The 22,672-nt window shown below is 59.8% G+C and carries 18 protein-coding genes and 1 other annotated feature; of the genes, 4 read left to right on the top strand and 14 right to left on the bottom strand.

The window, feature by feature from the left end:
- The 3 genes from lspA to ribF form a co-directional block, all read right to left on the bottom strand.
- Positions 1–510, bottom strand: a complete 510-nt coding sequence (gene lspA / locus EDY99_RS00100; protein WP_025301524.1) for a signal peptidase II — start codon at positions 508–510, stop codon at positions 1–3.
- Between the two features lie 13 nt (positions 511–523).
- On the bottom strand, positions 524–3,340 hold the full coding sequence (ileS, locus tag EDY99_RS00095) for an isoleucine--tRNA ligase (RefSeq protein WP_033641818.1): 2,817 nt from the start codon (positions 3,338–3,340) through the stop codon (positions 524–526).
- 156 nt (positions 3,341–3,496) lie between these two features.
- Positions 3,497–4,435 carry a bifunctional riboflavin kinase/FAD synthetase gene (gene ribF, locus EDY99_RS00085; protein WP_033641817.1) on the bottom strand — a complete coding sequence of 313 codons (939 nt, stop codon included), beginning with the start codon at positions 4,433–4,435 and terminating at the stop codon, positions 3,497–3,499.
- A gap of 390 nt (positions 4,436–4,825) precedes the next feature.
- Between ribF and rpsT the strand changes: the two genes are divergently transcribed.
- A complete protein-coding gene (gene rpsT / locus EDY99_RS00075) occupies positions 4,826–5,089 on the top strand; it encodes a 30S ribosomal protein S20 (protein WP_004932960.1) in 264 nt (87 codons plus the stop codon).
- Positions 5,090–5,160: 71 nt separating this feature from the next.
- Here rpsT and nhaR read toward each other — a convergent pair whose 3' ends face one another.
- The 4 genes from nhaR to dnaK all read right to left on the bottom strand — a co-directional run bounded on the left by nhaR (position 5,161) and on the right by dnaK (position 10,799).
- On the bottom strand, positions 5,161–6,060 hold the full coding sequence (nhaR, locus tag EDY99_RS00070) for a transcriptional activator NhaR (RefSeq protein WP_004932962.1): 900 nt from the start codon (positions 6,058–6,060) through the stop codon (positions 5,161–5,163).
- 192 nt (positions 6,061–6,252) lie between these two features.
- Positions 6,253–7,419, bottom strand: a complete 1,167-nt coding sequence (gene nhaA, locus EDY99_RS00065; protein ID WP_033651695.1) for a Na+/H+ antiporter NhaA — start codon at positions 7,417–7,419, stop codon at positions 6,253–6,255.
- A gap of 235 nt (positions 7,420–7,654) precedes the next feature.
- Positions 7,655–8,779 (bottom strand): molecular chaperone DnaJ, encoded by a 1,125-nt coding sequence (gene dnaJ / locus EDY99_RS00060; protein ID WP_004932969.1) that lies wholly within the window; start codon positions 8,777–8,779, stop codon positions 7,655–7,657.
- 106 nt (positions 8,780–8,885) lie between these two features.
- Positions 8,886–10,799 (bottom strand): molecular chaperone DnaK, encoded by a 1,914-nt coding sequence (dnaK, locus tag EDY99_RS00055; RefSeq protein ID WP_033641815.1) that lies wholly within the window; start codon positions 10,797–10,799, stop codon positions 8,886–8,888.
- A 325-nt stretch (positions 10,800–11,124) separates the two neighbouring features.
- Between dnaK and satP the strand changes: the two genes are divergently transcribed.
- Entirely contained in the window at positions 11,125–11,724 is a 600-nt protein-coding gene (satP, locus tag EDY99_RS00050; RefSeq protein WP_033644189.1) for an acetate uptake transporter, read from the top strand.
- Positions 11,725–11,768: 44 nt separating this feature from the next.
- On the opposite strand, the gene EDY99_RS00045 is transcribed toward satP, so the two are convergent.
- The 3 genes from EDY99_RS00045 to tal all read right to left on the bottom strand — a co-directional run bounded on the left by EDY99_RS00045 (position 11,769) and on the right by tal (position 14,898).
- Complete coding sequence (locus tag EDY99_RS00045) at positions 11,769–13,076, bottom strand: MFS transporter (RefSeq protein ID WP_033641814.1); 1,308 nt, start codon at positions 13,074–13,076, stop codon at positions 11,769–11,771.
- A 124-nt stretch (positions 13,077–13,200) separates the two neighbouring features.
- The gene (mog, locus tag EDY99_RS00040; RefSeq protein WP_015376607.1) at positions 13,201–13,788 is read right to left on the bottom strand and encodes a molybdopterin adenylyltransferase; all 588 of its coding nucleotides are present in this window, start codon (positions 13,786–13,788) and stop codon (positions 13,201–13,203) included.
- A gap of 156 nt (positions 13,789–13,944) precedes the next feature.
- Entirely contained in the window at positions 13,945–14,898 is a 954-nt protein-coding gene (gene tal, locus EDY99_RS00035; RefSeq protein ID WP_004932982.1) for a transaldolase, read from the bottom strand.
- 384 nt (positions 14,899–15,282) lie between these two features.
- Between tal and EDY99_RS00030 the strand changes: the two genes are divergently transcribed.
- On the top strand, positions 15,283–16,719 hold the full coding sequence (locus EDY99_RS00030) for a sodium:alanine symporter family protein (RefSeq protein ID WP_123061379.1): 1,437 nt from the start codon (positions 15,283–15,285) through the stop codon (positions 16,717–16,719).
- A 104-nt stretch (positions 16,720–16,823) separates the two neighbouring features.
- Positions 16,824–17,600 carry a peroxide stress protein YaaA gene (gene yaaA, locus EDY99_RS00025; RefSeq protein ID WP_047575391.1) on the top strand — a complete coding sequence of 259 codons (777 nt, stop codon included), beginning with the start codon at positions 16,824–16,826 and terminating at the stop codon, positions 17,598–17,600.
- Positions 17,601–17,646: 46 nt separating this feature from the next.
- On the opposite strand, the gene thrC is transcribed toward yaaA, so the two are convergent.
- The 4 genes from thrC to thrL all read right to left on the bottom strand — a co-directional run bounded on the left by thrC (position 17,647) and on the right by thrL (position 22,479).
- Positions 17,647–18,936, bottom strand: coding sequence for a threonine synthase (thrC, locus tag EDY99_RS00020; RefSeq protein WP_047572712.1), 1,290 nt, complete (start codon positions 18,934–18,936; stop codon positions 17,647–17,649).
- Positions 18,937–18,939: 3 nt separating this feature from the next.
- On the bottom strand, positions 18,940–19,869 hold the full coding sequence (gene thrB / locus EDY99_RS00015; RefSeq protein WP_042783664.1) for a homoserine kinase: 930 nt from the start codon (positions 19,867–19,869) through the stop codon (positions 18,940–18,942).
- A gap of 1 nt (position 19,870) precedes the next feature.
- The gene (thrA, locus tag EDY99_RS00010) at positions 19,871–22,330 is read right to left on the bottom strand and encodes a bifunctional aspartate kinase/homoserine dehydrogenase I (protein WP_033641811.1); all 2,460 of its coding nucleotides are present in this window, start codon (positions 22,328–22,330) and stop codon (positions 19,871–19,873) included.
- Between the two features lie 24 nt (positions 22,331–22,354).
- Positions 22,355–22,472, bottom strand: a sequence feature (Thr leader region).
- Positions 22,411–22,479: a thr operon leader peptide gene (gene thrL / locus EDY99_RS00005; protein WP_099785730.1), complete on the bottom strand. Its 69-nt coding sequence runs from the start codon at positions 22,477–22,479 to the stop codon at positions 22,411–22,413. It overlaps the preceding feature by 62 nt.
- Positions 22,480–22,672: the final 193 nt, after the last annotated feature.

The following is a 22,672-nucleotide window of genomic DNA, read 5'->3' as shown; positions in this document are numbered from 1 at the left end:
TTACTCACCTTTGCTCTTTGCGCCTTTGTTCGCCGGCGACAGGAAACCTTCCAGCACGATCATCGCCGCGCCCACGCAGATAAAGCTGTCCGCCAGATTGAAGGTCGGGTAGTGCCAGTCACCGACGTAAAAGTCGATGAAATCGACCACGAAACCGTGCCACAGGCGATCGAACAGGTTGCCCAACGCCCCGCCGATGATAAAGGCGTAGGCGATGTTGTTCAGCTTCTGCTGCGCCGCGCTGCGGTACATCATCACCAGCAGCACCGCGACGATGGCGATGGCGATGCCGGCGAAGAACCAGCGTTGCCAACCACCGTGATCGGCCAGGAAGCTGAACGCGGCGCCGTAGTTGCGCGCGTAAAACAGGTTGAACGACGGGATCAACGGCTGGGACTGGCCCAGCGTAAAGTTAGCGAGGATCCACTGTTTGCTGCCGAAATCCAGCGCCAGCACCGCCACTACAACCCACAGCCAACGCAGGCCGGTCGAACAAATTGGTTTACTCATCAGGCGCAAGTTCTCAGGCAAAGTTACGCTTCTCGCCGTCACCGGCGACGTTGCTCACACAGCGGCCGCAGATGTCTGCATGCTCCGCTACCAGGCCGATATCGGTGGTGTAATGCCAGCAGCGCGGGCACTTCTCACCTGGCGCCGTGCTGAAGGCGATCTTCAGCCCTTTCAGCAGCTCGGAGGCCTGCGCGTCGGCCGGCGCCTCCGCCAATGGCGCAACGCTTGCCGCAGAGGTCAGCAGCACAAAGCGCAGCTCATCCTGCAGGCTGTTCAGACGCGCCGCCAACTCGCTGTCGGCATACAGCGTCACCGCCGCTTCCAGCGAACCGCCGAGGCGTTTGTCCGCACGCGCCTGCTCCAGCACCTTGTTCACTTCGCCGCGCACTTTCAGCAGCTCAGCCCAGAAAGCGTCGTTCATCGGCTCGCCTTCCGCCAGCCCGAACAGGCCGTCGTACCACTCTTCGGTGAACACGTACTGCGCGCGTTTGCCCGGCATGAAGCCCCAGATCTCGTCTGCGGTGAACGACATGATCGGCGCCATCCAGCGCACCAGCGCTTCGACGATGTGATACAGCGCGGTCTGGCAGCTGCGGCGGGCGACGCTGTCGCTCTTGGCGGTGTACTGACGATCCTTGATGATATCCAGGTAGAAGGAGCCCATCTCGACCGAACAGAACTGCATCAGGCGCTGCACCACTTCGTGGAAATCGTAGTTGGCGTAAGCCTGCTCGATATCCTGCTGCGCCGCCAGCGCGCGGCCGACCGCCCAGCGATCCAGCACCACCATGTCTTCCGGCGCCACGCAATCGGTGCTTGGCTCGAACCCGTTCAGGTTGGCCAGCAGGAAGCGCGCGGTGTTGCGGATGCGGCGGTAAGAGTCGGCGGAACGCTTGAGGATCTCGTCGGACACCGCGATCTCGCCGGTGTAATCGGTCGACGCCACCCACAGACGCAGAATGTCGCCGCCCAGCTTGTTCATTACGTCCTGCGGGCTGACGGTGTTGCCGATCGACTTGGACATCTTGCGGCCCTGGCCGTCGACGGTGAAGCCGTGGGTCAGCACTTCCTTGTACGGCGCCTTGCCCTTCATCGCGGTGGAAATCATCAGCGATGACATGAACCAGCCGCGGTGTTGGTCGGAGCCTTCCAGATACATGTCGGCGCCGTGGCCGTTGAATTCAGGACGCACGTCGACAACGGAGGCGTGGGTAGAACCGGAATCGAACCACACGTCCAGCGTATCCGGCACTTTCACGTAGTCAGCGGCTTCCGCGCCGAGTATGTCGGCCGCGTCCAGATCCCACCAGGCCTGAATGCCGTCTTGCTCGACGCGCTTGGCCACTTCTTCCATCAGCTCAACGGTGCGCGGGTGCAGCTGCTCGGTCTCTTTGTGCACGAACAGCGACATCGGCACGCCCCAGGTGCGCTGACGCGAGATGCACCAGTCCGGGCGGTTGGCCACCATCATTTCGATGCGCGCCTGGCCCCAATCCGGGATCCACTGCACGCCCTTGATCTCTTCCAGAGACTGCTGACGCAGGCCTTTCTGATCCATGCTGATGAACCATTGCGGCGTGGCGCGGAAGATGATTGGCGTCTTGTGGCGCCAGCAGCACGGATAGCTGTGCAGGAACTTCTCGACGTGCAGCAGCGCGCCTTTCTCGCGCAGCAGATCGACGATCAGATCGTTGGCCTTGAAGACGAACTTGCCGTCCAGCAGCGGGTAGGTGCCGGTCAGGTAGCAGCCGTTCGGCCCTACCGGGTTGGCCACTTCCAGGCCGTATTTCTGGCCGATCACGAAGTCGTCCGGGCCGTGACCCGGCGCTGTGTGCACCGCACCGGTACCGGCGTCCAGGGTCACATGCTCGCCGAGGATTGCCGGCACGTCGAAGTCCATGAACGGGTGTTTGAAGCGCAGCAGCTCCAGATCGGCGCCTTTGCAGCTGCCCAGCACCGTCCACTCGGTGATGCCGGCGCGTTTCATCACGCTTTCCACCAGTTCGGCCGCCAGGATCAGGCATTGGCCGTCAACCTGCACCAGTTGATAGGTGAAGTCCGGGTGCAGCGAGATCGCGCGGTTGGCCGGCAAGGTCCACGGCGTGGTGGTCCAGATAACCAGCGAGATGGCGCCGTTGAAGTGGCTCACGCCGAACTTGGCCGCCACGGCAGCCGCGTCGGCCGCATGGAAGGACACGTCGATCGACGGCGAAGTCTTGTCGTAATACTCCACTTCCGCTTCCGCCAGCGACGAGCCGCAGTCGGTGCACCAGTGAACCGGCTTGGCGCCTTTCAGCAGGTGGCCGTTGCTGATGATCTTGCCCAGCGCGCGGATGATGTTGGCTTCGGTTTTGAAGTCCATGGTCAGGTATGGACGATCCCAGTCGCCCAGTACGCCCAGGCGGATGAAGTCCTTCTTCTGGCCTTCAACCTGCTCGGCCGCGTATTCGCGGCACTTCTGGCGGAACTCGGCCGCCGTCAGCTTCTCGCCCGGTTTGCCGTACAGCTGCTCAACCTTCAGTTCGATAGGCAGGCCGTGGCAATCCCAACCCGGCACATAAGGCGAGTCGAAGCCGGCCATCCCTTTCGACTTGATGATAATGTCTTTGAGAATCTTGTTAACCGAGTGACCAATGTGAATGCTGCCGTTCGCATACGGAGGGCCGTCATGCAAAATGAAGGTTTTTTTGCCCTTTTTGGCAGTACGAATAATCCCGTACAGATCCTGTTCATACCAACGTTGCAGCATGCCAGGCTCGCGCTTGGCGAGATCGCCGCGCATCGGGAACCCTGTTTCCGGCAAGTTCAGGGTATTCTTGTAGTCACTCATGAGATTCTCGTTTCCGTTTTCGGCTATTTACCCGTCACACTTCAAGCTGCATCTTTGTCGGCCGCCCTTTCTCACCCGAATCACTTGCCTGTGCAAGCTCATCGGGGTTCGCGCGGTTGCCGCCGCGATGCAACTCGAATTGTTTAGGGTAAACGATTAAACCAGTGTTTTTAACCCGAAGAACTTCCGGGCCGTCACCACATCATTGGCGATTTGCTGCTTCAGGGCATCGAGCGAAGCAAACCGTTGTTCATTGCGCAATTTTGCGCGGAGCACCACCTCAATATGGCGCCCGTAAAGATCCATTGTGACATCCAGCAGATGCACTTCCAGCTGCTGGCGCACGCCGGCGACGGTCGGGCGCGTGCCGATGTTGGCCACGCCCGGCAGCGGCTGCGGCCCCAGGCCGTACACCTCCACCGCATACACCCCTTTCACCGGCGCCACCAGGCGCTTGAGCGGCAGGTTGGCGGTCGGGAAGCCGATGGTGCGGCCCAGCTCATCGCCGTGCACCACGCGCCCGGAGATGCTGTACGGGTGGCCCAACAGGGTCTCCGCCAGCGGCAGATCGTCCTCGCTCAGCGCAGTGCGGATCGCCGTGCTGCTGATGCGCCGGTCGCCTTCGCGGAAGGTCGGGGTGCTGACCACGTCGAAGCCGTACTCTTTTCCGGCCTGCTGCAATAGCGGAAAATCGCCCTGACGCCCGGCGCCAAAGCGAAAATCATCCCCCACCATCAGGAATTTGACGCCGAGCTTCTCCACCAGCAGCTCGGCGACGAACGCCTGCGCGGTGTTGGCGGCAAAACGCGGATCGAACTTGACGCACAGCAGGTAATCAACGCCCGCCTGCGCCAGATAGTTGGCCTTATCGCGCAGGCGCGTCAAACGGGCCGGCGCCTTGTCTGCGGCGAACATCTCCAGCGGCTGCGGCTCAAAGATCATGACCATCACCGGCAGCCCGAGGCGTTGCCCTTGTTGCTTCAACTGCTCCAGCAGCGCCTGATGACCGCGGTGTACGCCGTCAAAGTTGCCGATGGTGAGCACGCAACCATGGTGGCGCGCCCGGATATTGTGAATGCCGCGAATTAGCTCCATAGCTGGCTCAAAACAGTGGAAATCGGCAGATTATACCTTGTACAGCCGGTAAGGTTAACCCGCGATTGGTGCCTTTATGTAATAGACATACCATACCGGAGATAATCTGCGCGTGAAACGGCTTCACCGCAGTTTATCCCGCGCCGCCGGGCCGATTCTCGACCGCGGCCAACGGCTTGCGCCCGCCGCGGCAAATCATTGGCGAATTTTCTCGCGAAACACTGTATTCCCAAGAGGGAAGCTGGTAAAATCCTGCGCCATCACAACGTAGCGAGTGCCGCCTGTACAAACGGCGCTTATTTGCACAAATCCATTGACAAACGAAGGCTAAAAGGGCATATTCCTCGGCCTTTGAATTGTCCTCAATAGAATATATTTGGGAGTTGGACCTTGGCTAATATCAAATCAGCTAAGAAACGCGCCGTACAGTCTGAGAAACGCCGCAAGCATAACGCAAGCCGTCGCTCAATGGTGCGTACCTTCATCAAGAAGGTAGACGCAGCTATCGCAGCTGGCGACAAAGAAGCAGCACAAAATGCATTCCTGGTAATGCAGCCACTGGTGGACCGTCAGGCAGCTAAAGGCCTGATCCACAAAAACAAAGCAGCGCGTCATAAGTCAAACCTGACTGCACGCATCAACGCAATGCAATAAGCATTTCGTTATCTGCTTGATAAAAAAACCGGCTCAGGCCGGTTTTTTTACGCCCTGCGTTCAGTGAACCGCTAGCAGGAAAACAGCGCCGAGAAGTCTTTGTTGCACACCCGCTGCACCGCCGGATGCTGGATCATGCGCTCGGCAAAGATAATGTAATACTCCTCCTGCACGCTGTCGATGCGCCCAATCTCCACCACGTTGTCATCGTTGTAGGTATCCTGCGCATACAGCGTCGGCGCGACGAAAATCGCGTTGTGGTACATGCCGAAGGCCTTCATCAGCGCCGCATCGTCGAACTCGCCCAGGATCTCGACCTGAATGCCCTGCGTATTGAACCAGTTAAGCAGCTTGCGCCCCAGCATCGAGCGGCGGCCGGGGATCAGCAACTTGCGCTGCTCCAGGCAGGCCGGGAACGGCAACTCCGGCGCCGGCTGGCGGCAGAAGAAGCTGATGCCGCACTCGCCCAGCTTCAGCGAGAACAGCCCTTCCTGCTGGCTGGAGTCCACCGGGCAATCCGACAGGATCATATCCAGCTTGTGCTGGCTGAGCTGCTCCAGCAGCATCTCGTGCGTCGATTCAAAACAACGCAGGTGGATCTGCTCGTTGTCCACCACCACCGCCGTTTCCAATACCTGGCTGACCAGCCGCTTCGACAGCGCATCCGCCACGCCGACGTCGAACAACAGGTTGGACTCTTTGCGGTAGTTGACGATATCCAGCATTTCCTGGCTGAGCATGAACATCTTGTCGGCATAGCGGAACACCAGCTGCCCCAGCTCCGAAGGCACCAACCCGCGCCCCTGGCGCTTGAACAGCTTGCCGTCCAACCGCTCTTCCAGCGCTTTGATCTGGCCGGTGATGGTCTGCGGCGTCAGGAACAACGCTTCAGCGGCGCCGACCACGGAACCGGCCTTGCAGACCTGCCAGAAATAGTAAAGGTGATTAAAGTTGATATGCGACATCCTCACGAGCGGCTCTCCTTAACAACGTTTCGCAGCGGCAAACGGTGTGCCGTGACGAGCGACAAACTTCCTTTCCCTGCTTCAGACAACGTATAGCCCCATTAGTCCCAACGAAGAACGGCCGAAGCTGCACATATTTTATACCGCACAGCTCCGACCAGCCATTTTATTGTGCGCCCCTGCCGGGCACTGACAGGATTAACGCACGCGCGGCAACGCCAGACGCAGTAATCCGTACCCCGCCACCGCCGCGGCGGTGGAGCCCAACAGGATCCCCAGACGGGAATAGGTGCTGAGCGCCGCATCGGCCTCGCCGAACGCCAGCGAGGCGATGAAAATCGACATGGTAAAACCAATACCACAGAGCACCGAAACGGCAAACACCTGTTTGAAGCCGATCCCCTCAGGCAAGCGGGCGATGCCCATTTTCACCGCCAGCAGGCTGAAGAGGAAAATCCCCAGCGGCTTGCCGATAAACAGACCGGCCGCAATCCCAACCGGCAGCAGCGACGTCAATCCTTCCAGCGATACGCCCTGCAGAGAGACCCCGGCGTTGGCGAAAGCGAACAGCGGCAGGATCATAAACGCGACCCAAGGGTGCAGCTCATGCTCCAGCGTTTCCGACGGCGATGGCCCCTTCTTCACGTTCAGCGGGATCATAAAGCCGACGATCACCCCGGCCAGCGTCGCGTGCACCCCAGACTTGAGGATCGCCACCCACAACACCAGGCCGACCATCATGTACAACGAGGTTTTGCCCACGCCGCGCCAGTTCATCACCGCCAGCAGCACCGTCGCCGCGGCCGCCACCCCCAGCGCGATCATCGACACTTCGTGGGTGTAGAACAGCGCGATGATGATGATCACGCCCAGGTCGTCGATGATCGCCAGCGCCAACAGGAACACTTTCAGGCTGGTCGGCACGCGATTGCCCAGCAAGGCCATGACGCCCAGCGCAAAGGCGATATCGGTCGCGGCCGGGATCGCCCAACCCTGGCGGGTAACTTCATCCGCGCCGTTGAACAACAGGTAAATCAGCGCCGGCGCCAGCATGCCGCCCAGTGCGGCGATCGCCGGAAACACCGCCTTGTCACGCCCGGACAGTGAGCCTTGCATCAGCTCGCGCTTGACCTCGAGCCCCACCACCAGGAAGAAGATGGCCATCAGCCCGTCGTTGATCCACAGCAGCAGCGGCTTGGCGATCTCCAGCGAAGCTACCTTCACCATCACCGGCAGGTTAAGGAATGCCTGGTAGATCCCCTGCGCCGGGCTGTTGGCCATGATCAGGGCGACGATCGCCGCCGCGATCAGGATGATGCCGCCCGCGGCTTCCTGACGTAAAAATTGACGAATGATGTTGGTCACAATACGTCTCTCCAAATCTGAGCAAGGCGTAGCGCCCTGCGAAGCACAGTCATGAAGTGAGTATAGAGGGCGTTTTAATTCGAAAAAATAAGTTTATAAATGCTAAACAGCTCGAAAAAACCGATTAAAAGCACGAATAAGTCACATTTATATAAGGGATTAGCGGTTTGGCGCGCAAATAAAAACCCCGGGACAGAAGCCCGGGGTTCGCGCATAAGCTAACAGAAACAGAAGGTTAGCGAGTCAGATCGTCAAAGAACTTTTTCACCCCGTCGAAGAAGCTCTTCGAACGCGGGCTGTTCTTGTCGCCGGACGGGCCGCCCAGGCTCTCTTCCAGCTCACGCAACAGCTGCTTCTGCTTGTCGTTCAGATTGACCGGGGTTTCCACCACCACGCGACACAGCAGGTCGCCCTGGCTGCCGCCGCGCACCGATTTCACACCCTTGCCGCGCATGCGGAACAGCTTGCCGGTTTGGGTCTCCGAAGGCACCTTCAGTTTCACCCGGCCATCCAGCGTCGGCACTTCAATCTCGCCGCCCAGCGCCGCCATGGCAAAGTTGATCGGCACTTCGCAGTACAGGTTGTTGCCTTCACGCTCGAAGATCGGGTGCGCCTTCACCTGCACCTGAACGTACAGATCGCCCGCCGGTGCGCCGTGCTCGCCGGCTTCGCCTTCACCCGCCAGGCGGATGCGATCACCGGTATCCACGCCGGCCGGAATTTTCACCGACAGCGTTTTGGATTTTTCAACCCGGCCGTGGCCATGGCATTTGTTGCACGGATCTTTGATGATCTGACCGCGGCCATGGCAATGCGGACACGCCTGCTGCACGGTGAAGAAGCCCTGACGCATCTGCACCTGGCCCTGACCATGACAGGTTGGGCAGGTGACCGGCGAACTGCCCGGCTTGGCGCCGCTGCCGTGGCAGACGTCGCACTCTTCCAGCGTCGGGATGCGGATCTCTTTGGTGACGCCACGTACCGCTTCCTCGAGGGTCAGCTCCATGTTATAGCGCAGATCGGAACCGCGGCTGGCGCGCTGACGGCGGCCTCCGCCAAAGATGTCGCCAAACACGTCGCCAAAGATATCGCTGAAGTCGGCGCCGCCGCCAAAGCCGCCGCCGCCCATGCCGCCCTGTTCAAAGGCCGCGTGCCCGTACTGATCGTAAGCCGCGCGTTTCTGGTCGTCGGTCAGGACTTCGTAAGCTTCTTTAACTTCTTTAAACTTGGTTTCGGCGTCTTGCTCCTGGTTGCGGTCAGGATGGTATTTCATCGCCAGGCGTTTGTACGCCTTTTTGATCTCACGTTCATCCGCCGTCTTGCTGACGCCGAGAATCTCGTAATAGTCTTTCTTCGCCATTCTTTCGCTTACCCTTAACATGCGTGCACGGGCGCAGAGTTGCCTCGACGCCCGTGCTGGTTTCCGGGAGCGGCATCTCCGCCGCCCCGTGCCCGCTTAAGGGCGATTATTTTTTGTCTTTAACTTCTTCGAACTCGGCGTCAACCACGTCGTCTTCTTTCTGCGCCGCGTTGTCCGCGCCGGCGTCAGCACCCTGCTGAGCCTGCTGCGCCTGAGCCATTTCCAGCAGCTTGCCGGAAACCTGCACCAACGCCTGGGTCTTCGCTTCGATCTCGGCTTTGTCTTCGCCTTTCACCGCCGCTTCCAGATCTTTCAGCGCCGCTTCGATCGCCGTTTTGTCTTCCGCCGGCAGTTTGTCGCCCGCTTCTTCCAGCTGTTTGCGCGTGCCGTGGATCAGGTGATCCGCCTGGTTGCGAGTCTGTACCAGCTCTTCGAACTTGCGGTCAGCTTCAGCGTTCAGCTCGGCGTCGCGCACCATTTTCTGGATTTCGTCCTCGTTCAGGCCAGAAGACGCCTTGATGGTGATCTTCTGCTCACGACCGGTGTTCTTGTCTTTGGCAGACACGTGCAGGATGCCGTCGGCATCGATGTCGAAGGTGACTTCGATCTGCGCCATGCCGCGCGGTGCCGCCTGGATGCCGTCCAGGTTGAACTGGCCCAGAGATTTGTTATCGCTGGCGCGCTTACGCTCACCCTGCAGCACGTGGATGGTGACCGCAGACTGGTTGTCTTCCGCAGTAGAGAACACCTGGCTGTGCTTGGTCGGGATCGTGGTGTTTTTGGTGATCAGCGGCGTCATCACGCTGCCCATGGTTTCGATACCCAGCGACAGCGGGGTAACGTCCAGCAGCAGAACGTCTTTCACATCACCGGCCAACACGCCGCCCTGTACCGCAGCGCCCACGGCAACCGCTTCGTCCGGGTTCACGTCTTTACGCGGCTCTTTGCCGAAGAAGTCTGCGACTTTCTTCTGCACCATTGGCATACGGGTCTGGCCGCCCACCAGGATCACGTCCTGGATGTCGGAAACCGACAGGCCTGCGTCTTTCAGCGCCACTTTCAGCGGCTCGATGGAGCGCGCCACCAAATCTTCAACCAGCGACTCGAGTTTGGCGCGAGTCACTTTGATGTTCATGTGTTTTGGACCGGTCGCATCTGCAGTGATGTACGGCAGGTTAACGTCGGTCTGCTGAGCGGAAGACAGTTCGATCTTCGCTTTCTCGGCGGCTTCTTTCAGACGCTGCATCGCCAGCGGATCGTTGCGCAGATCGATGCCCTGATCTTTCTTGAACTCTTCCACCAGGTAGTTGATCAGACGGCTGTCGAAGTCTTCGCCGCCCAGGTGGGTGTCACCGTTGGTCGCCAGCACTTCGAAGGTTTTTTCGCCGTCAACGTCGTCGATTTCGATGATGGAGATATCGAAAGTACCGCCGCCCAGGTCATAAACCGCGATGGTGCGGTTGCCGACTTCTTTGTCCAGGCCGTAGGCCAGAGCCGCCGCGGTCGGTTCGTTGATGATGCGCTTGACTTCCAGACCCGCGATGCGGCCGGCGTCTTTAGTCGCCTGACGCTGGGCGTCGTTGAAGTAAGCCGGTACGGTGATAACCGCTTCAGTTACCGGTTCGCCCAGGTAATCTTCCGCCGTTTTCTTCATTTTCTTCAGCACTTCCGCAGAGATCTGCGGCGGAGCCATTTTCTGGCCTTTCACTTCCAGCCAGGCGTCGCCGTTGTCGGCTTCGATGATTTTGTAAGGCATGATCGCTTTGTCGCGCTGCGCTTCTTCATCCTGGAAGCGGCGGCCGATCAGGCGCTTGATGGCGAACAGGGTGTTTTCAGGGTTGGTCACTGCCTGACGCTTAGCCGGCTGGCCAACCAGAGTTTCACCGTCCTGGGTATATGCGATAATAGAAGGAGTGGTGCGGTCGCCCTCGGCGTTTTCCAGCACGCGTGCCTTGGCACCATCCATAATTGCTACGCAAGAGTTGGTAGTACCCAGGTCGATACCAATAATTTTGCCCATCTAAACGTCTCCACTAAAAAATTCATAAGTCAGTCAGGTTGCTAACCTATATGCGGGCGATTTTTTGCTTTTCAACTGCCCGATATCTCAGTGCGACCCGCGGTTAGCAGCTGCGGTTGCAAATAAGATGGGGCCATCCAGCTCGGCATCAAGGGGCAAGGCAAAAAAAATTTCTTTTTTTATCGTCATTCAGATCATTGTTTCCGGCTGCGGGGATCATTATGATGCGCGCGCTCTGATGGAAAACTTCGATTTTTTGGCCATTCAGACCATTTATGATTTTACTTCGCTGTTTCCGTTAATTTTCTGTTATCGCAGAGGACTTATGCACACCAACAAGTTGGCGAATCCCGGCCCTCTCGGCCTGATGGGCTTCGGGATGACCACCGTCTTGCTGAACCTGCACAACGCGGGCTTTTTCCCACTGAACTCCGCCATCATCAGCATGGGGATTTTCTTCGGTGGCCTGGCCCAGATCCTGGCCGGTCTGCTGGAGTACAAGAAGGGCAACACCTTCGGCATGACCGCATTCACCGCCTACGGCAGCTTCTGGCTGAGCCTGGTCGGCCTGCTGCTGCTGCCGCGTTTGGGCCTGGCGGAAGCCACCGAGGCGCACGTGTTGGGCATCTACCTGGCGCTGTGGGGCGTCTTCACCCTGTTCATGTTCTTCGGCACCCTCGGCGCCAACCGCGTGCTGCAGTTCGTGTTCGCCAGCCTGACGCTGCTGTTCGCCCTGCTGGCCGTCGGCAACATCACCGGCAACCACGCGCTGCTGACCTTCGCCGGTTATGAGGGCATCATCTGCGGCGCCAGCGCCATCTACCTGGCGATGGCCGAAGTGCTCAACGAGCAATACGGCCGCACCGTGCTGCCGATTGGCGAACCGGCCTCGGCCCGCGTCGCGGCATCGCCGGTCACGGCGTAATCGCCCGCCCCTGACGAAAAAGCCCTGCAATGCAGGGCTTTTTTTTAGCTGTAAGAACCGGCTCGCCGCTCGCCGGCTTCGCTGTTCAGGTCGCGATGCAGGTAGACACCGAGCAGCAGCCCGATAAGCGACAGCGCCAGCACATAGTAAGCGGGCGCTAACGGGGTTAATTTCATGATCAGCGTCACAAAAATAGGGGTTAAACCGCCAAAAATAGCGTACGAGACGTTATATGAGAACGAGATGCCGGTAAACCGCACTTCCGCCGGGAAAGCCCGCACCATCACGTACGGCACAGCCCCCACCACGCCTACGCTGAAACCCACCAGCGCATAGCAGGCGAACAGCATTTCCGGGCGCACGCCCACCGTCTGATAGAACAGCCAGCTGCAGCCGGCCAGCAGCAAACTGCCGACCACCAGCGTTTTGCTGGCGCCGAAGCGATCGGCCGACAAACCGGCGACGATGCAGCCGGCGATCAGCATGATGGTGGCGATGCTGTTGGCCTGCAGCGTCAGGGCCGGCGCAATGCCGAACTGTTTTTGCAGATAGGTCGGGGTCATCAGGATCACCACCACGATACCGGCGGAGAGCAGCCAGGTCAGCAGCATCGACACCGCCACTTCCCGTTTGTGGTTGAGCACCACCGATTTCAGCGGCAGTTCCTCGGCCAGCGCTTTGCGCGCCTGCATCTCGATGAAGATCGGCGTTTCCTGCAGCCAGCGGCGCAGGTACATCGCCACCAGGCCGAACATGCCGCCCAGCAGGAATGGAATGCGCCAGCCGCCGCCGGCAATGCTCTGCGGGCTAAGCGTGGTGTTGATCACCGTCGCCACCACCGATCCCAGCAGGATGCCCACCGTCAGCCCGGCGGTCAGCGTGCCGCAGGCGAAACCGATGCGCCGGCGCGGCACGTGTTCGGCGACGAAGACCCAGGCGCCCGGCACCTCACCGCCGATCGCCGCCCCCTGCAGCACGCGCATCAGCAGCAGCAACAGCGGCGCGGCGATGCCGATGCTGGCGTAGGTCGGCAGCAGGCCCATCGCCAGCGTCGGCAACGCCATCAGCAGAATGCTCAGGGTAAACATCTTTTTGCGGCCGACCAGATCGCCGAAGTGCGCCATCACGATGCCGCCCAGCGGGCGGGCCAGATAGCCGGCGGCGAAAATGCCGAAGGTTTGCACCAGCCGCAGCCATTCCGGCATATCCGCCGGGAAGAACAGGTCGCCGACCACGGCGGCGAAGAATACGAAGATAATGAAGTCGTAAAACTCCAACGCGCCGCCCAACGCGGCCAACGTCAGCGTTTTGTAGTCTTGCCGGTTCAGCCGGCGATTAGTGTCGTGAGGCATAGGGCACCGTCGGTAAAGGCTGTAAAAATAAAAGCCGCAGGCTTTCTGTAAAAGAATCCTTACTATAGCGGCAAATTATTTTCACACCAAACGGGCTGAAGCCGATCTCGCAGATTGCTGAAATTTAGAGGTTTATCTCGCGACGCGCGCTCTTTGGCCGAAATGCTGCTACCACTGCGGCATGCGTTTCGACATAAGGCCCGTCGAGCAACTGAATGCAATAAGGCACGCTGGCGAAGATGCCGTGCACCACCGCATTGCCCTGCTCGTCCTTCACCCCTTCCAGCGTTTCCTTGATCGACTTTGGCTGGCCGGGCAGATTGATGATCAGCGCCTGCTTGCGGATCGCCCCCACCTGGCGAGAAAGAATTGCCGTTGGCACATAGTGTAGGCTGATCTGGCGCATTTGCTCGCCGAAGCCGGGCATCACGCGATCGGCGATCGCCAGCGTGGCGTCGGGGGTGACGTCGCGACGCGCCGGCCCGGTGCCGCCGGTGGTCAGCACCAGATGGCAGCCCATTTCGTCCACCAGCTCACACAGCGTTTGTTCAATTTGCGTCTGCTCATCGGGGATCAGCCGGGTTTCCAGCTTGAACGGCGTCGCCAGCGCGCCGGCCAGCCACTCCTCCAGCGCCGGAATGCCTTTATCCTGGTAAACGCCGCCGGAAGCGCGGTCAGAAACGGAAACCAAACCAATACGTAAAATATCCATGCGTAACCTCTACAGCCTGATGGGGTCCGAACGGGTTCGTCTCCCGTTCTGTTGTCATTGCCGAGAGTATAAGGGCTTCCCCCGCCGGCGGGAGCGTCGGGCATAAAAAAAGGTGGCCTGAGCCACCTTTTTACTGCGCGATCTGCGGGAATTGAATTACAGCAGGTCGGCGATCATTTTTTCCAGTTTGCCCTGGTCTACGGCGAACTTGCGGATGCCGTCGGTCAGTTTCTCGACCGCCATCGGATCCTGGTTGTGCTGCCAGTAGAACTCAGGTTCGGTCAGTGCGGCAGGACGCGCCTTCACTTCACCGGTGTAAGACAGTTTGCGCTCCAGCGCGCCTTCGCTCTCCGCCAGCTCTTTCAGCAGCGCAGGGGCGATGGTCAGGCGGTCGCAGCCGGCCAGCTCGATGATTTCGCCGACGTTGCGGAAGCTGGCGCCCATCACCACGGTGTTGTAACCGTGTTGTTTGTAGTACTGGTAAATCTCGGTCACGGAGATCACGCCCGGATCTTCGTGCGGCGCGAACTCTTTCTTGTCGCCGTTGGCTTTGTACCAATCGAGGATACGGCCGACGAACGGCGAGATCAGGTAAACGCCGGCTTCGGCGCAGGCGCGAGCCTGAGCGAAGGAGAACAGCAGCGTCAGGTTACAGTTGATGCCTTCTTTCTCCAGCTGCTCCGCCGCGCGGATGCCCTGCCAGGTCGAGGCCAGTTTGATCAGAATGCGATCGTTGCTGATGCCGGCTTCGTTGTACAGCTTGATCAGGCGCTTGGCCTTGGCCACGCTGGCGACGGTGTCGTAAGACAGACGCGCGTCAACCTCGGTGGAGATGCGGCCCGGAACCAGTTTGAGGATCTCCAGACCGATGTTGACCGCCAGCTTGTCGGCGGCGTCGGCGATCTGCTGCTCGCGATCGCTGCTCTGGCCGCGCGCCCAGGCGATGGCTTCGTCAATCAGTTTGCGGTATTCAGGAATTTGGGCTGCATTGAGGATCAGCGAAGGGTTGGTTGTGGCGTCCTGCGGTTGATACAGCTTCATTGCCGCGATATCACCCGTATCTGCAACCACTGTAGTCAGCTGGCGCAGGGAAGTTAATTTGTCGGTCATGTTGGCATTATCTCATCGTTTGTGCATGAACTTTTGGCATTGTTCAACCATGCCCTGCCCTGATAATAACATGCGCCAAGCCCGGTGCAAGGCTGGAAAACCGCGGCGCGCAAGCATCTGTTTTATCCTTGGGCGAGCAACCGTTTACGCCGATATCTTTCGCCATTACCGAGCGGATGGAAAGGCAATAACGTGCTATCGCCCGAATAAATTATGTTAAATTCGAAAAAATTGATGCAATTCGTCCGCCAATCTGCGAAAAATCTCAATCGCCTGACGCCGGACCGATTCCAGCTAAGCTCTTGTAAAAAATAGGCCAATATTTCTCACCTGCGGTGGATGCTGCCAGGTGCGCATGACATTTCGATAAGGAGGAGGGATCCCTTGACGGACCTGATGAATTTTATAAACAACATTTTGTGGGGGTCGGTGCTGATTTATCTGCTGCTCGGCACCGGCATTTACTTCACGCTGCGCACCCGTTTTATCCAGCTCCGCCACTTCAGCCACATGTTCTCGGTGTTGAAAAACAGCAATAAAAGCGACAGCGCCGGCATCTCCTCTTTCCAGGCGCTGTGCACCACGCTGGCGGCGCGCGTCGGCACCGGCAACCTGACCGGCGTCGCCATCGCCCTGACCGCCGGCGGCCCCGGCGCCATCTTCTGGATGTGGGTGGTGGCGTTTATCGGCATGGCCACGTCATTTGTGGAAAGCTCGCTGGCTCAGCTCTACAAAACCAAAGACGACAACGGCAACTACCGCGGCGGCCCGGCCTATTACATGGAAAAGGGACTCGGCATGCGCTGGATGGGCGTGCTGTTCTCCATTTTCCTGATCATCGCTTTCGGCCTGGTGTTCAACGCCGTACAGGCCAACTCCATCGCGCAGGCCTCCGCCGTCGCCTTCCATTTACAGCCGCTGCACGTCGGTATTGGCCTGGTGCTGCTGAGCGGCGTGGTGATCTTCGGCGGCATCCGCTCCATCGCCAAAGTGGCCGAGCTGGTGGTGCCGCTGATGGCCGGCGCCTACCTGCTGCTGGCTCTCTGGGTGATTGGCCATAACATCGAGCACATGCCGGCGATCCTGACGCTGATCTTCAAAAGCGCCTTTGGTCTGCAGGAAGCCGCGGCCGGCACCGTCGGTTACGGTATCTCCCAGGCGATGACCCAGGGCGTGCAGCGCGGCCTGTTCTCCAATGAAGCCGGCATGGGATCGGCGCCCAACGCGGCGGCGTCCGCCTCGCCTTATCCGCCGCATCCCGCTTCACAGGGCTACGTGCAGATGCTCGGGGTATTTATCGACACCATCGTCATCTGCAGCGCCACCGCGGCGATCATCCTCTCTTCCGGCATTCTCGATCAGCCGACCGACAGCATCAGCGGCATCGAGCTGACCCAGCGCGCGCTGTCGACCGCCGTCGGCAGCTGGGGGACTCCGTTCGTCGCCATCGCCATCTTCTTCTTCGCCTTTACGTCGATCATCGCCAACTACGCCTATGCCGAGAGCAATCTGGTGTTCCTCGAGCACAACCACCCAGGCGGCCTGTTGATTTTCCGCTGCGTGGCGCTGGGCATGGTGATGTTCGGCGCGCTGGCGGAGCTGCCGCTGGTGTGGAAAATGGCGGATACCTCCATGGCGCTGATGGCGATCACCAACCTGACGGCTATCTTGCTGCTGTCGCGGGTCGCGCTGAAGCTGGCCGACGACTACCATCGCCAGCGCCGCCTGGGCAAGCTGCCGACCTTCGACGCCAACCGTTACCCGGAGCTGAAATCGCAGCTGGAGCCGGGCGTGTGGGACGACAAGCAGCCGCCGCGCTGAGTATTCCGGGGCGCGTGCGATGCGCGCCCCGCCTATTGGACCGATAGCCCCTTTTCCCGCGCTTTTTGCTACAGTATGCGCACTTGGATAAACAGGATCTGGCCATGCTCGTTATTATTTCACCTGCAAAAACGCTCGATTACGACAGCCCGCTGGCGACAAAACGCTTCACGCAGCCCGAACTGCTGAGTAAGTCTAAGCAGCTTATCAACATTTGCCGCGAGCTGACGCCGGCGCAAATCGCCAGCCTGATGAGCATCAGCGACAAGCTGGCCGGGCTGAATGCCGCGCGCTTTAGCGAATGGCAACCGACATTTACCCCGGACAACGCCCGTCAGGCGCTGCTGGCGTTCAAGGGCGACGTCTACACCGGCCTGCAGGCGCAGGACTTCAACGAAGCCGATTTCGACTTCGCCCAGCAGCATCTGCGCATGCTGTCCGGCCTGTATGGCGTACTGCGCCCGCTCGATCTGATGATGCCGTACCGGCTGGAGATGGGCATCAAGCTGGAAAACCCGAAGGGCAAAGATCTGTACAGCTTCTGGGGCGATCAGATCACCAAAAAGCTCAACGAAGCGCTGGAGCAACAGGGCGACGACGTGGTGGTCAACCTGGCGTCAGACGAGTATTTCAAAGCGGTGAAACCGGCCAAGCTGCACGGCTCGCTGATCAAACCGGTGTTCCTCGACGAGAAGAACGGCAAGTTCAAGGTCATCAGCTTCTACGCCAAGAAAGCGCGCGGGTTGATGAGCCGCTTTATCATCAAAAACCGCCTGACGCGCAGCGAGCAGCTGGCGGACTTCAACCTGGAAGGCTACGCCTTCGACGAAGCCGCCTCGCAAGGCAATGAACTGGTGTTCAAACGCCCGGAGCAGGCATAAAAAAAGCCGTCGCAAGACGGCTTTTCGCATTTTAGCCTGCCGAACTTCAGGCAGGCAGCCCCATCAGGAACTTGCGCAGCTCGCCGAAGTTGGCCGGCAGCGTGTGCGACAGCAGCGGCAGCTCAGCCCGCAGCGCCAGCGCTTTCGGCAACGGCAGTTCCTGGCCGAGTATCGCTTCCACACTCTCTTTAAACTTGGCCGGATGCGCGGTGCCGAGGAACAGGCCGAACTCCCCTTCCTGCAATTGGTCACGCAGCGCACGGTAGGCAATGGCCGCGTGCGGTTCGGAGATATAGCCCAGCTCGGCCAGCTCACGCATCGTGTCTTTGGTGGTCTCGTCGCTGACCGCCGCGTGACCCAGCTCCTTCAACTGCCAGACCTTGCGACGGAACAGCTCTTCCACGCGCGGCCAGTTGTTCGGCTGGCTGACGTCCATGGCGTTGGACAGCGTCGCGACCGTAGCGTGCGGCTGCCACTGGCCGCTGGTCAGGAAGCGCGGCACGGTGTCGTTGGCGTTGGTGGCGGCGATGAAGCGCTTCACCGGCAGGCCCAGCGATTTGGCCAGCAGCCCGGCGGTCAGATCGCCGAAGTTGCCGCTCGGCACCGAAATCACCAGTTGATTGCGCGCTTCCTGCGGCAGCTGCGCCACCGCTTCGAAGTAGTAGCAAATCTGCGCCAGCAAACGGCTGATGTTAATCGAGTTGGCCGAGTTCAGGTGCAGCGCGTCTTTCAATTCCTGATCGTCGAACGCCTGCTTCACCAGCGCCTGACAAGCATCGAAGTCACCGTCGATCGCCACGGTGTGAATGTTGCCGCCCAGGGTACAGAACAGCTTTTCCTGCAGCGGGCTGATTTTGCCCTGCGGATACAGGATCACCACCCGCACGTTTTTCAGGCCGTAGAAGGCGTGCGCCACGGCGGCGCCGGTGTCGCCGGAGGTGGCGGTCAGAATGGTCACCGGCTGCTCGCCGGCCACTTCCGCCAGCATCTGCGCCATAAAGCGGCCGCCGAAGTCTTTGAACGCCAGCGTCGGGCCGTGGAACAGCTCCAGGCAGGAGACGTCATCGGTCACTTTCGCCACCGGCGCCGGGAACTCAAAGGCGGCCTGCACGCGTTTCTTCAGCGCCGTTTCCGGCACCTCTTCGCCGATAAAGGCCGACAAAATGCGGCTGCTGCGGGTGACAAAATCCTGCTCCAGCAGGTGGTCGATTTCGGTCAGTTCGAACTCCGGCAGATCCAGCGGGAAGAACAGCCCCTGTTGCTTGCCCAGGCCTTGTTTGATCGCCTGCGCGAAGCTGACCTGCTCGTTGTGATCCTTAAGGTTGTACAGTTTCATGCGTTATCCCAGTAGTCGAGCGCCTGCGGTATCCAGACGGCAAATATGAACAAAACCTTCGTCGTTTTGCAGATAGTGTTGTTGCAGCCAGGCGGCCATGCGTTGCGCGGTGGCGCCGTCATTGCAGACGGCGAACAGCGTCGGGCCAGAGCCGGAGATGCCGCAGGCCAACGCGCCGATCTCCTGCGCCGCCTTGCGCGCTTCGGCGAAGCCCGGCAGCAGCCGGGTGCGGTACGGTTCGGCGATCACGTCCTGCATCAATTTGGCGGCCAGCTGCGGCTGCCGGGTATGGCAGGCGTGAATAAAGCCGGCCAGATAGCGGCCATGGCTGATGCAATCCTGACGACGGTATTGCGCGGGTAAAATGGCGCGCGCTTCGGCGGTGGACACTTTGATGCCCGGATAGGCCATAACCCACAGCCAATCGTCAAAGCACGGCACCTCCTGGCTGATAATGCCTTCTTCTTCCAGCATCAGCTGCAGGCCGCCCAGATAGCAAGGCGCCACGTTGTCGTAATGCACGCTGCCGGAAATGCGCCCTTCCAGCTCGCCCATCAGGCTGAGCAGCGTCGTCTTATCCAACGGACGATCGCAGAATTCGTTCATCGCCATCAGCCCGGCGACCACCGAACAGGCGCTGGAACCCAGCCCCGATCCGATCGGCATGTTCTTTTCCAAACGCATCGCCACCGGCACTTCGCGGCCGATCTCCTGGCAGAAGCGCTCCCAGCATTGATAAACGATGTTCTCTTTCGGCTCGGCCGGCAGCTTGCTGACGAAGCGCCCGGCATTCTGCAAACTGAACGTCTCGGCGGCTTCGACGCTGACACAGTCGCCCAGCAGCGTGCCGTCGATCGGCGAAACCGCCGCGCCCAGCACGTCGAAACCGACGCTGACGTTGCCGATCGAGGCCGGTGCATACACCTTAACCATATTAAACTCCCAACTTCCATGACAGTGTGCGCAGCAGATCGGCGAATACGCCCGCTGCAGTCACATCGTTACCGGCGCCGTAGCCGCGCAGCACCAGCGGCAACGGCTGATAGTAGCGGCTGTAGAAGGCCAGCGCGTTCTCGCCGTTCTTCACTTTATACAACGGATCGTTGCCGTCCACCGCCTCAATGCGCACCTTGCAGCGCCCTTCGTCGATCAGGCCGACATAGCGCAGCACCTTGCCTTGCTCGGCGGCGTTAGCCACGTTGCGCGCGAACTCTTTATCCAGCTCCGGCAACCGCGCCAGGAAGGTGTCCACGTCGCCCGACGCGTCGAAGGACGGCGGCAGCACCGGCTCGACCTCGATATCGCTCAGTTCCAGTTTATAACCGGCCTCGCGCGCCAGGATCAGCAGCTTGCGCGCCACGTCCATCCCGGACAGATCGTCGCGCGGATCCGGCTCGGTGTAGCCGTTGGCCCGGGCCTGAAGGGTCGCCGCCGACAGCGACAGCCCTTCGTCCAGCTTGCCGAAGATAAAGGACAGCGAGCCGGACAGGATGCCGGAGAAACGCACCAGTTCATCGCCGGCGTTCAGCAGATTTTGCAGGTTCTCAATCACCGGCAGACCGGCGCCGACGTTGGTGTCGTACAGGAACTTGCGATGCGAACCGGCGGCGGCCGCGCGCAGCTGCTGATAATAGTTCATCGACGAGGTGTTGGCCTTTTTGTTCGGCGTCACCACATGGAAGCCATCCGCCAGGAAGTCCACGTACTGATCGGCTACCGCCTGGCTGGAGGTACAGTCGACAATCACCGGGTTCAGCAGGTGATATTCCTTCACCAGCCGGATCAGACGGCCGAGATTGAACGGCTCCTGCGCGCCGGCCAGCGCGTCGCGCCAGCTGTCCAGCGCGATGCCGTGCACATTGGTCAGCATCACGCGCGAGTTGGCGATGCCGCACACCCGCAGATCGATATGTTTTTGCTTCAGCCACGGCTGCTGGCGATAGATCTGCTCGATCAACGCCCCGCCGACGCCGCCGACGCCGATGACGAACACTTCGATCACCTGATCGGTGTTGAACAGCATCTGGTGGCTGACGCGCACGCCGGTGGTGGCGGAATCATTGCTGACCACCACCGAAATGGAACGTTCGGAAGACCCTTGGGCGATGGCGACGATATTGATGTTGGCGCGCGCCAGCGCGGAGAAGAAGCGTGCGGAAATGCCGCGCAGGGTGCGCATGCCGTCGCCGACCACCGAGATGATCGCCAGGCGTTCCATCACGTCCAGCGGATCCAGCACGCCGTCTTTCAGCTCCAGATAGAACTCCTCTTCCAGCGCGCGACGAGCGCGCTGCAGTTCACCCTGCGGCACGCAGAAGCTGATGCTGTATTCGGAAGAGGATTGGGTGATCAGCACCACCGAAATGCCGGCGCGCGACATCACGGCGAACACCCGTGCGGCCATGCCGACCATGCCTTTCATGCCCGGGCCGGAGACGTTGATCATCGCCATGTTGTTCAGGTTGGTGATGCCCTTCACCGGCATATCGGCATCGGTGCTGTCTTTGCCGATCAGCGTGCCGGGGGCCTGCGGGTTGGAGGTGTTTTTAATCAGGCAAGGGATTTGGAACTGGGCAATCGGAGTGATGGTGCGGGGGTGTAACACTTTGGCGCCGAAATAGGAAAGCTCCATCGCTTCCTGGTACGACATCGATTTCAGCAGCCTGGCGTCCGGCACGGTGCGCGGATCGCAGGTATAAACGCCGTCGACGTCGGTCCAGATCTCGCAACAGTCGGCGCGCAGGCAGGCGGCCAGCACCGCGGCGGAATAGTCGGAGCCGTTGCGGCCCAGCACCACCAGCTCGCCCTTGTCATTACCGGCGGTGAAACCGGCCATCAGCACGATGTGATCGGCCGGGATCGCCGCGGCGGCGATGCGCAGCGTAGACTCGGCGATGTCCACGGTGGACTCCAGGTAGTGGCCCTGCGCCAGCAGTTTCTCCACCGGGTTAATCACCGTGACCGGATAACCTTTGGCGCGGAACACCCCTTCCATGATGGCGATGGAGAGCTTTTCGCCACGGCAGATGATCGCCGCGTTCACGCTGTCCGGGCACTGCCCCAGCAGCGAGACGCCATGCAGCACCTGTTTGAGCTGCGCGAATTCCTGATCGACCACGCCTTTCAAACGATCGTATTCAAAGCCCGGCAGCGCCTGCGCCAGCCCGCTCAGCAGGTCGGCAAAGATCCGCTCGGCGTCGCTCATATTCGGCAGAATGTCCTGGCCCGCCACCGTTTTGTCGATCATCGCCACCAGATGGTTGGTGATCTTTGCGGGGGCGGACAAGACCGTGGCTACCTGTCCCTGACGCGCGTTACTCTCCATGATGTCGGCGACGCGCAGAAAACGTTCCGCATTCGCTACCGAGGTTCCGCCAAATTTCAGCACTCGCATTTGTGATCTCTCCGAATTTAAGCCGAAAAAAAAGCCCGCACTGATTAGGTGCGGGCTTTTTTCTGTGTTTCCTGTGCGCGTCAGCCCGCCCCGTTACCTGTGGTATCGGTGGTGGTAATAATTGTGGTAGTCAGGCTGATATTGCGCATGTTGTCTGTCTGTCTCATGAAATACTCTGTCCCCTCTATTGGTTAAAGCAATCGCTATCCCAAGTCAAACGATTTCTTATTTTTGCTTATTTTCCGTTCAGCGGCGGTAATGCGCGATGCAACAGGTGAAAAGCAAAATGACAGAACAAAAAAACAACCTAAAGCCGGTTTAATAGTGGATCACACTGAGTAA

This window comes from Serratia sp. LS-1, assembly GCF_003719595.1.
Classification (GTDB): Bacteria; Pseudomonadota; Gammaproteobacteria; order Enterobacterales; family Enterobacteriaceae; genus Serratia; species Serratia ureilytica.
Note: the sequence above shows the minus strand (reverse complement) of the source record. Positions and strands in the feature narration are given on the sequence as shown.

Coding starts and splice junctions, on each gene's coding strand:
- tal (WP_004932982.1), bottom strand. CDS start 14,898: ATGACCGACAAATTAACTTCCCTGCGCCAGCTGACTACAGTGGTTGCA.
- dnaJ (WP_004932969.1), bottom strand. CDS start 8,779: ATGGCGAAGAAAGACTATTACGAGATTCTCGGCGTCAGCAAGACGGCG.
- EDY99_RS00045 (WP_033641814.1), bottom strand. CDS start 13,076: ATGCCTCACGACACTAATCGCCGGCTGAACCGGCAAGACTACAAAACG.
- mog (WP_015376607.1), bottom strand. CDS start 13,788: ATGGATATTTTACGTATTGGTTTGGTTTCCGTTTCTGACCGCGCTTCC.
- satP (WP_033644189.1), top strand. CDS start 11,125: ATGCACACCAACAAGTTGGCGAATCCCGGCCCTCTCGGCCTGATGGGC.
- thrA (WP_033641811.1), bottom strand. CDS start 22,330: ATGCGAGTGCTGAAATTTGGCGGAACCTCGGTAGCGAATGCGGAACGT.
- thrC (WP_047572712.1), bottom strand. CDS start 18,936: ATGAAACTGTACAACCTTAAGGATCACAACGAGCAGGTCAGCTTCGCG.
- lspA (WP_025301524.1), bottom strand. CDS start 510: ATGAGTAAACCAATTTGTTCGACCGGCCTGCGTTGGCTGTGGGTTGTA.
- ribF (WP_033641817.1), bottom strand. CDS start 4,435: ATGGAGCTAATTCGCGGCATTCACAATATCCGGGCGCGCCACCATGGT.
- ileS (WP_033641818.1), bottom strand. CDS start 3,340: ATGAGTGACTACAAGAATACCCTGAACTTGCCGGAAACAGGGTTCCCG.
- dnaK (WP_033641815.1), bottom strand. CDS start 10,799: ATGGGCAAAATTATTGGTATCGACCTGGGTACTACCAACTCTTGCGTA.
- thrB (WP_042783664.1), bottom strand. CDS start 19,869: ATGGTTAAGGTGTATGCACCGGCCTCGATCGGCAACGTCAGCGTCGGT.
- yaaA (WP_047575391.1), top strand. CDS start 16,824: ATGCTCGTTATTATTTCACCTGCAAAAACGCTCGATTACGACAGCCCG.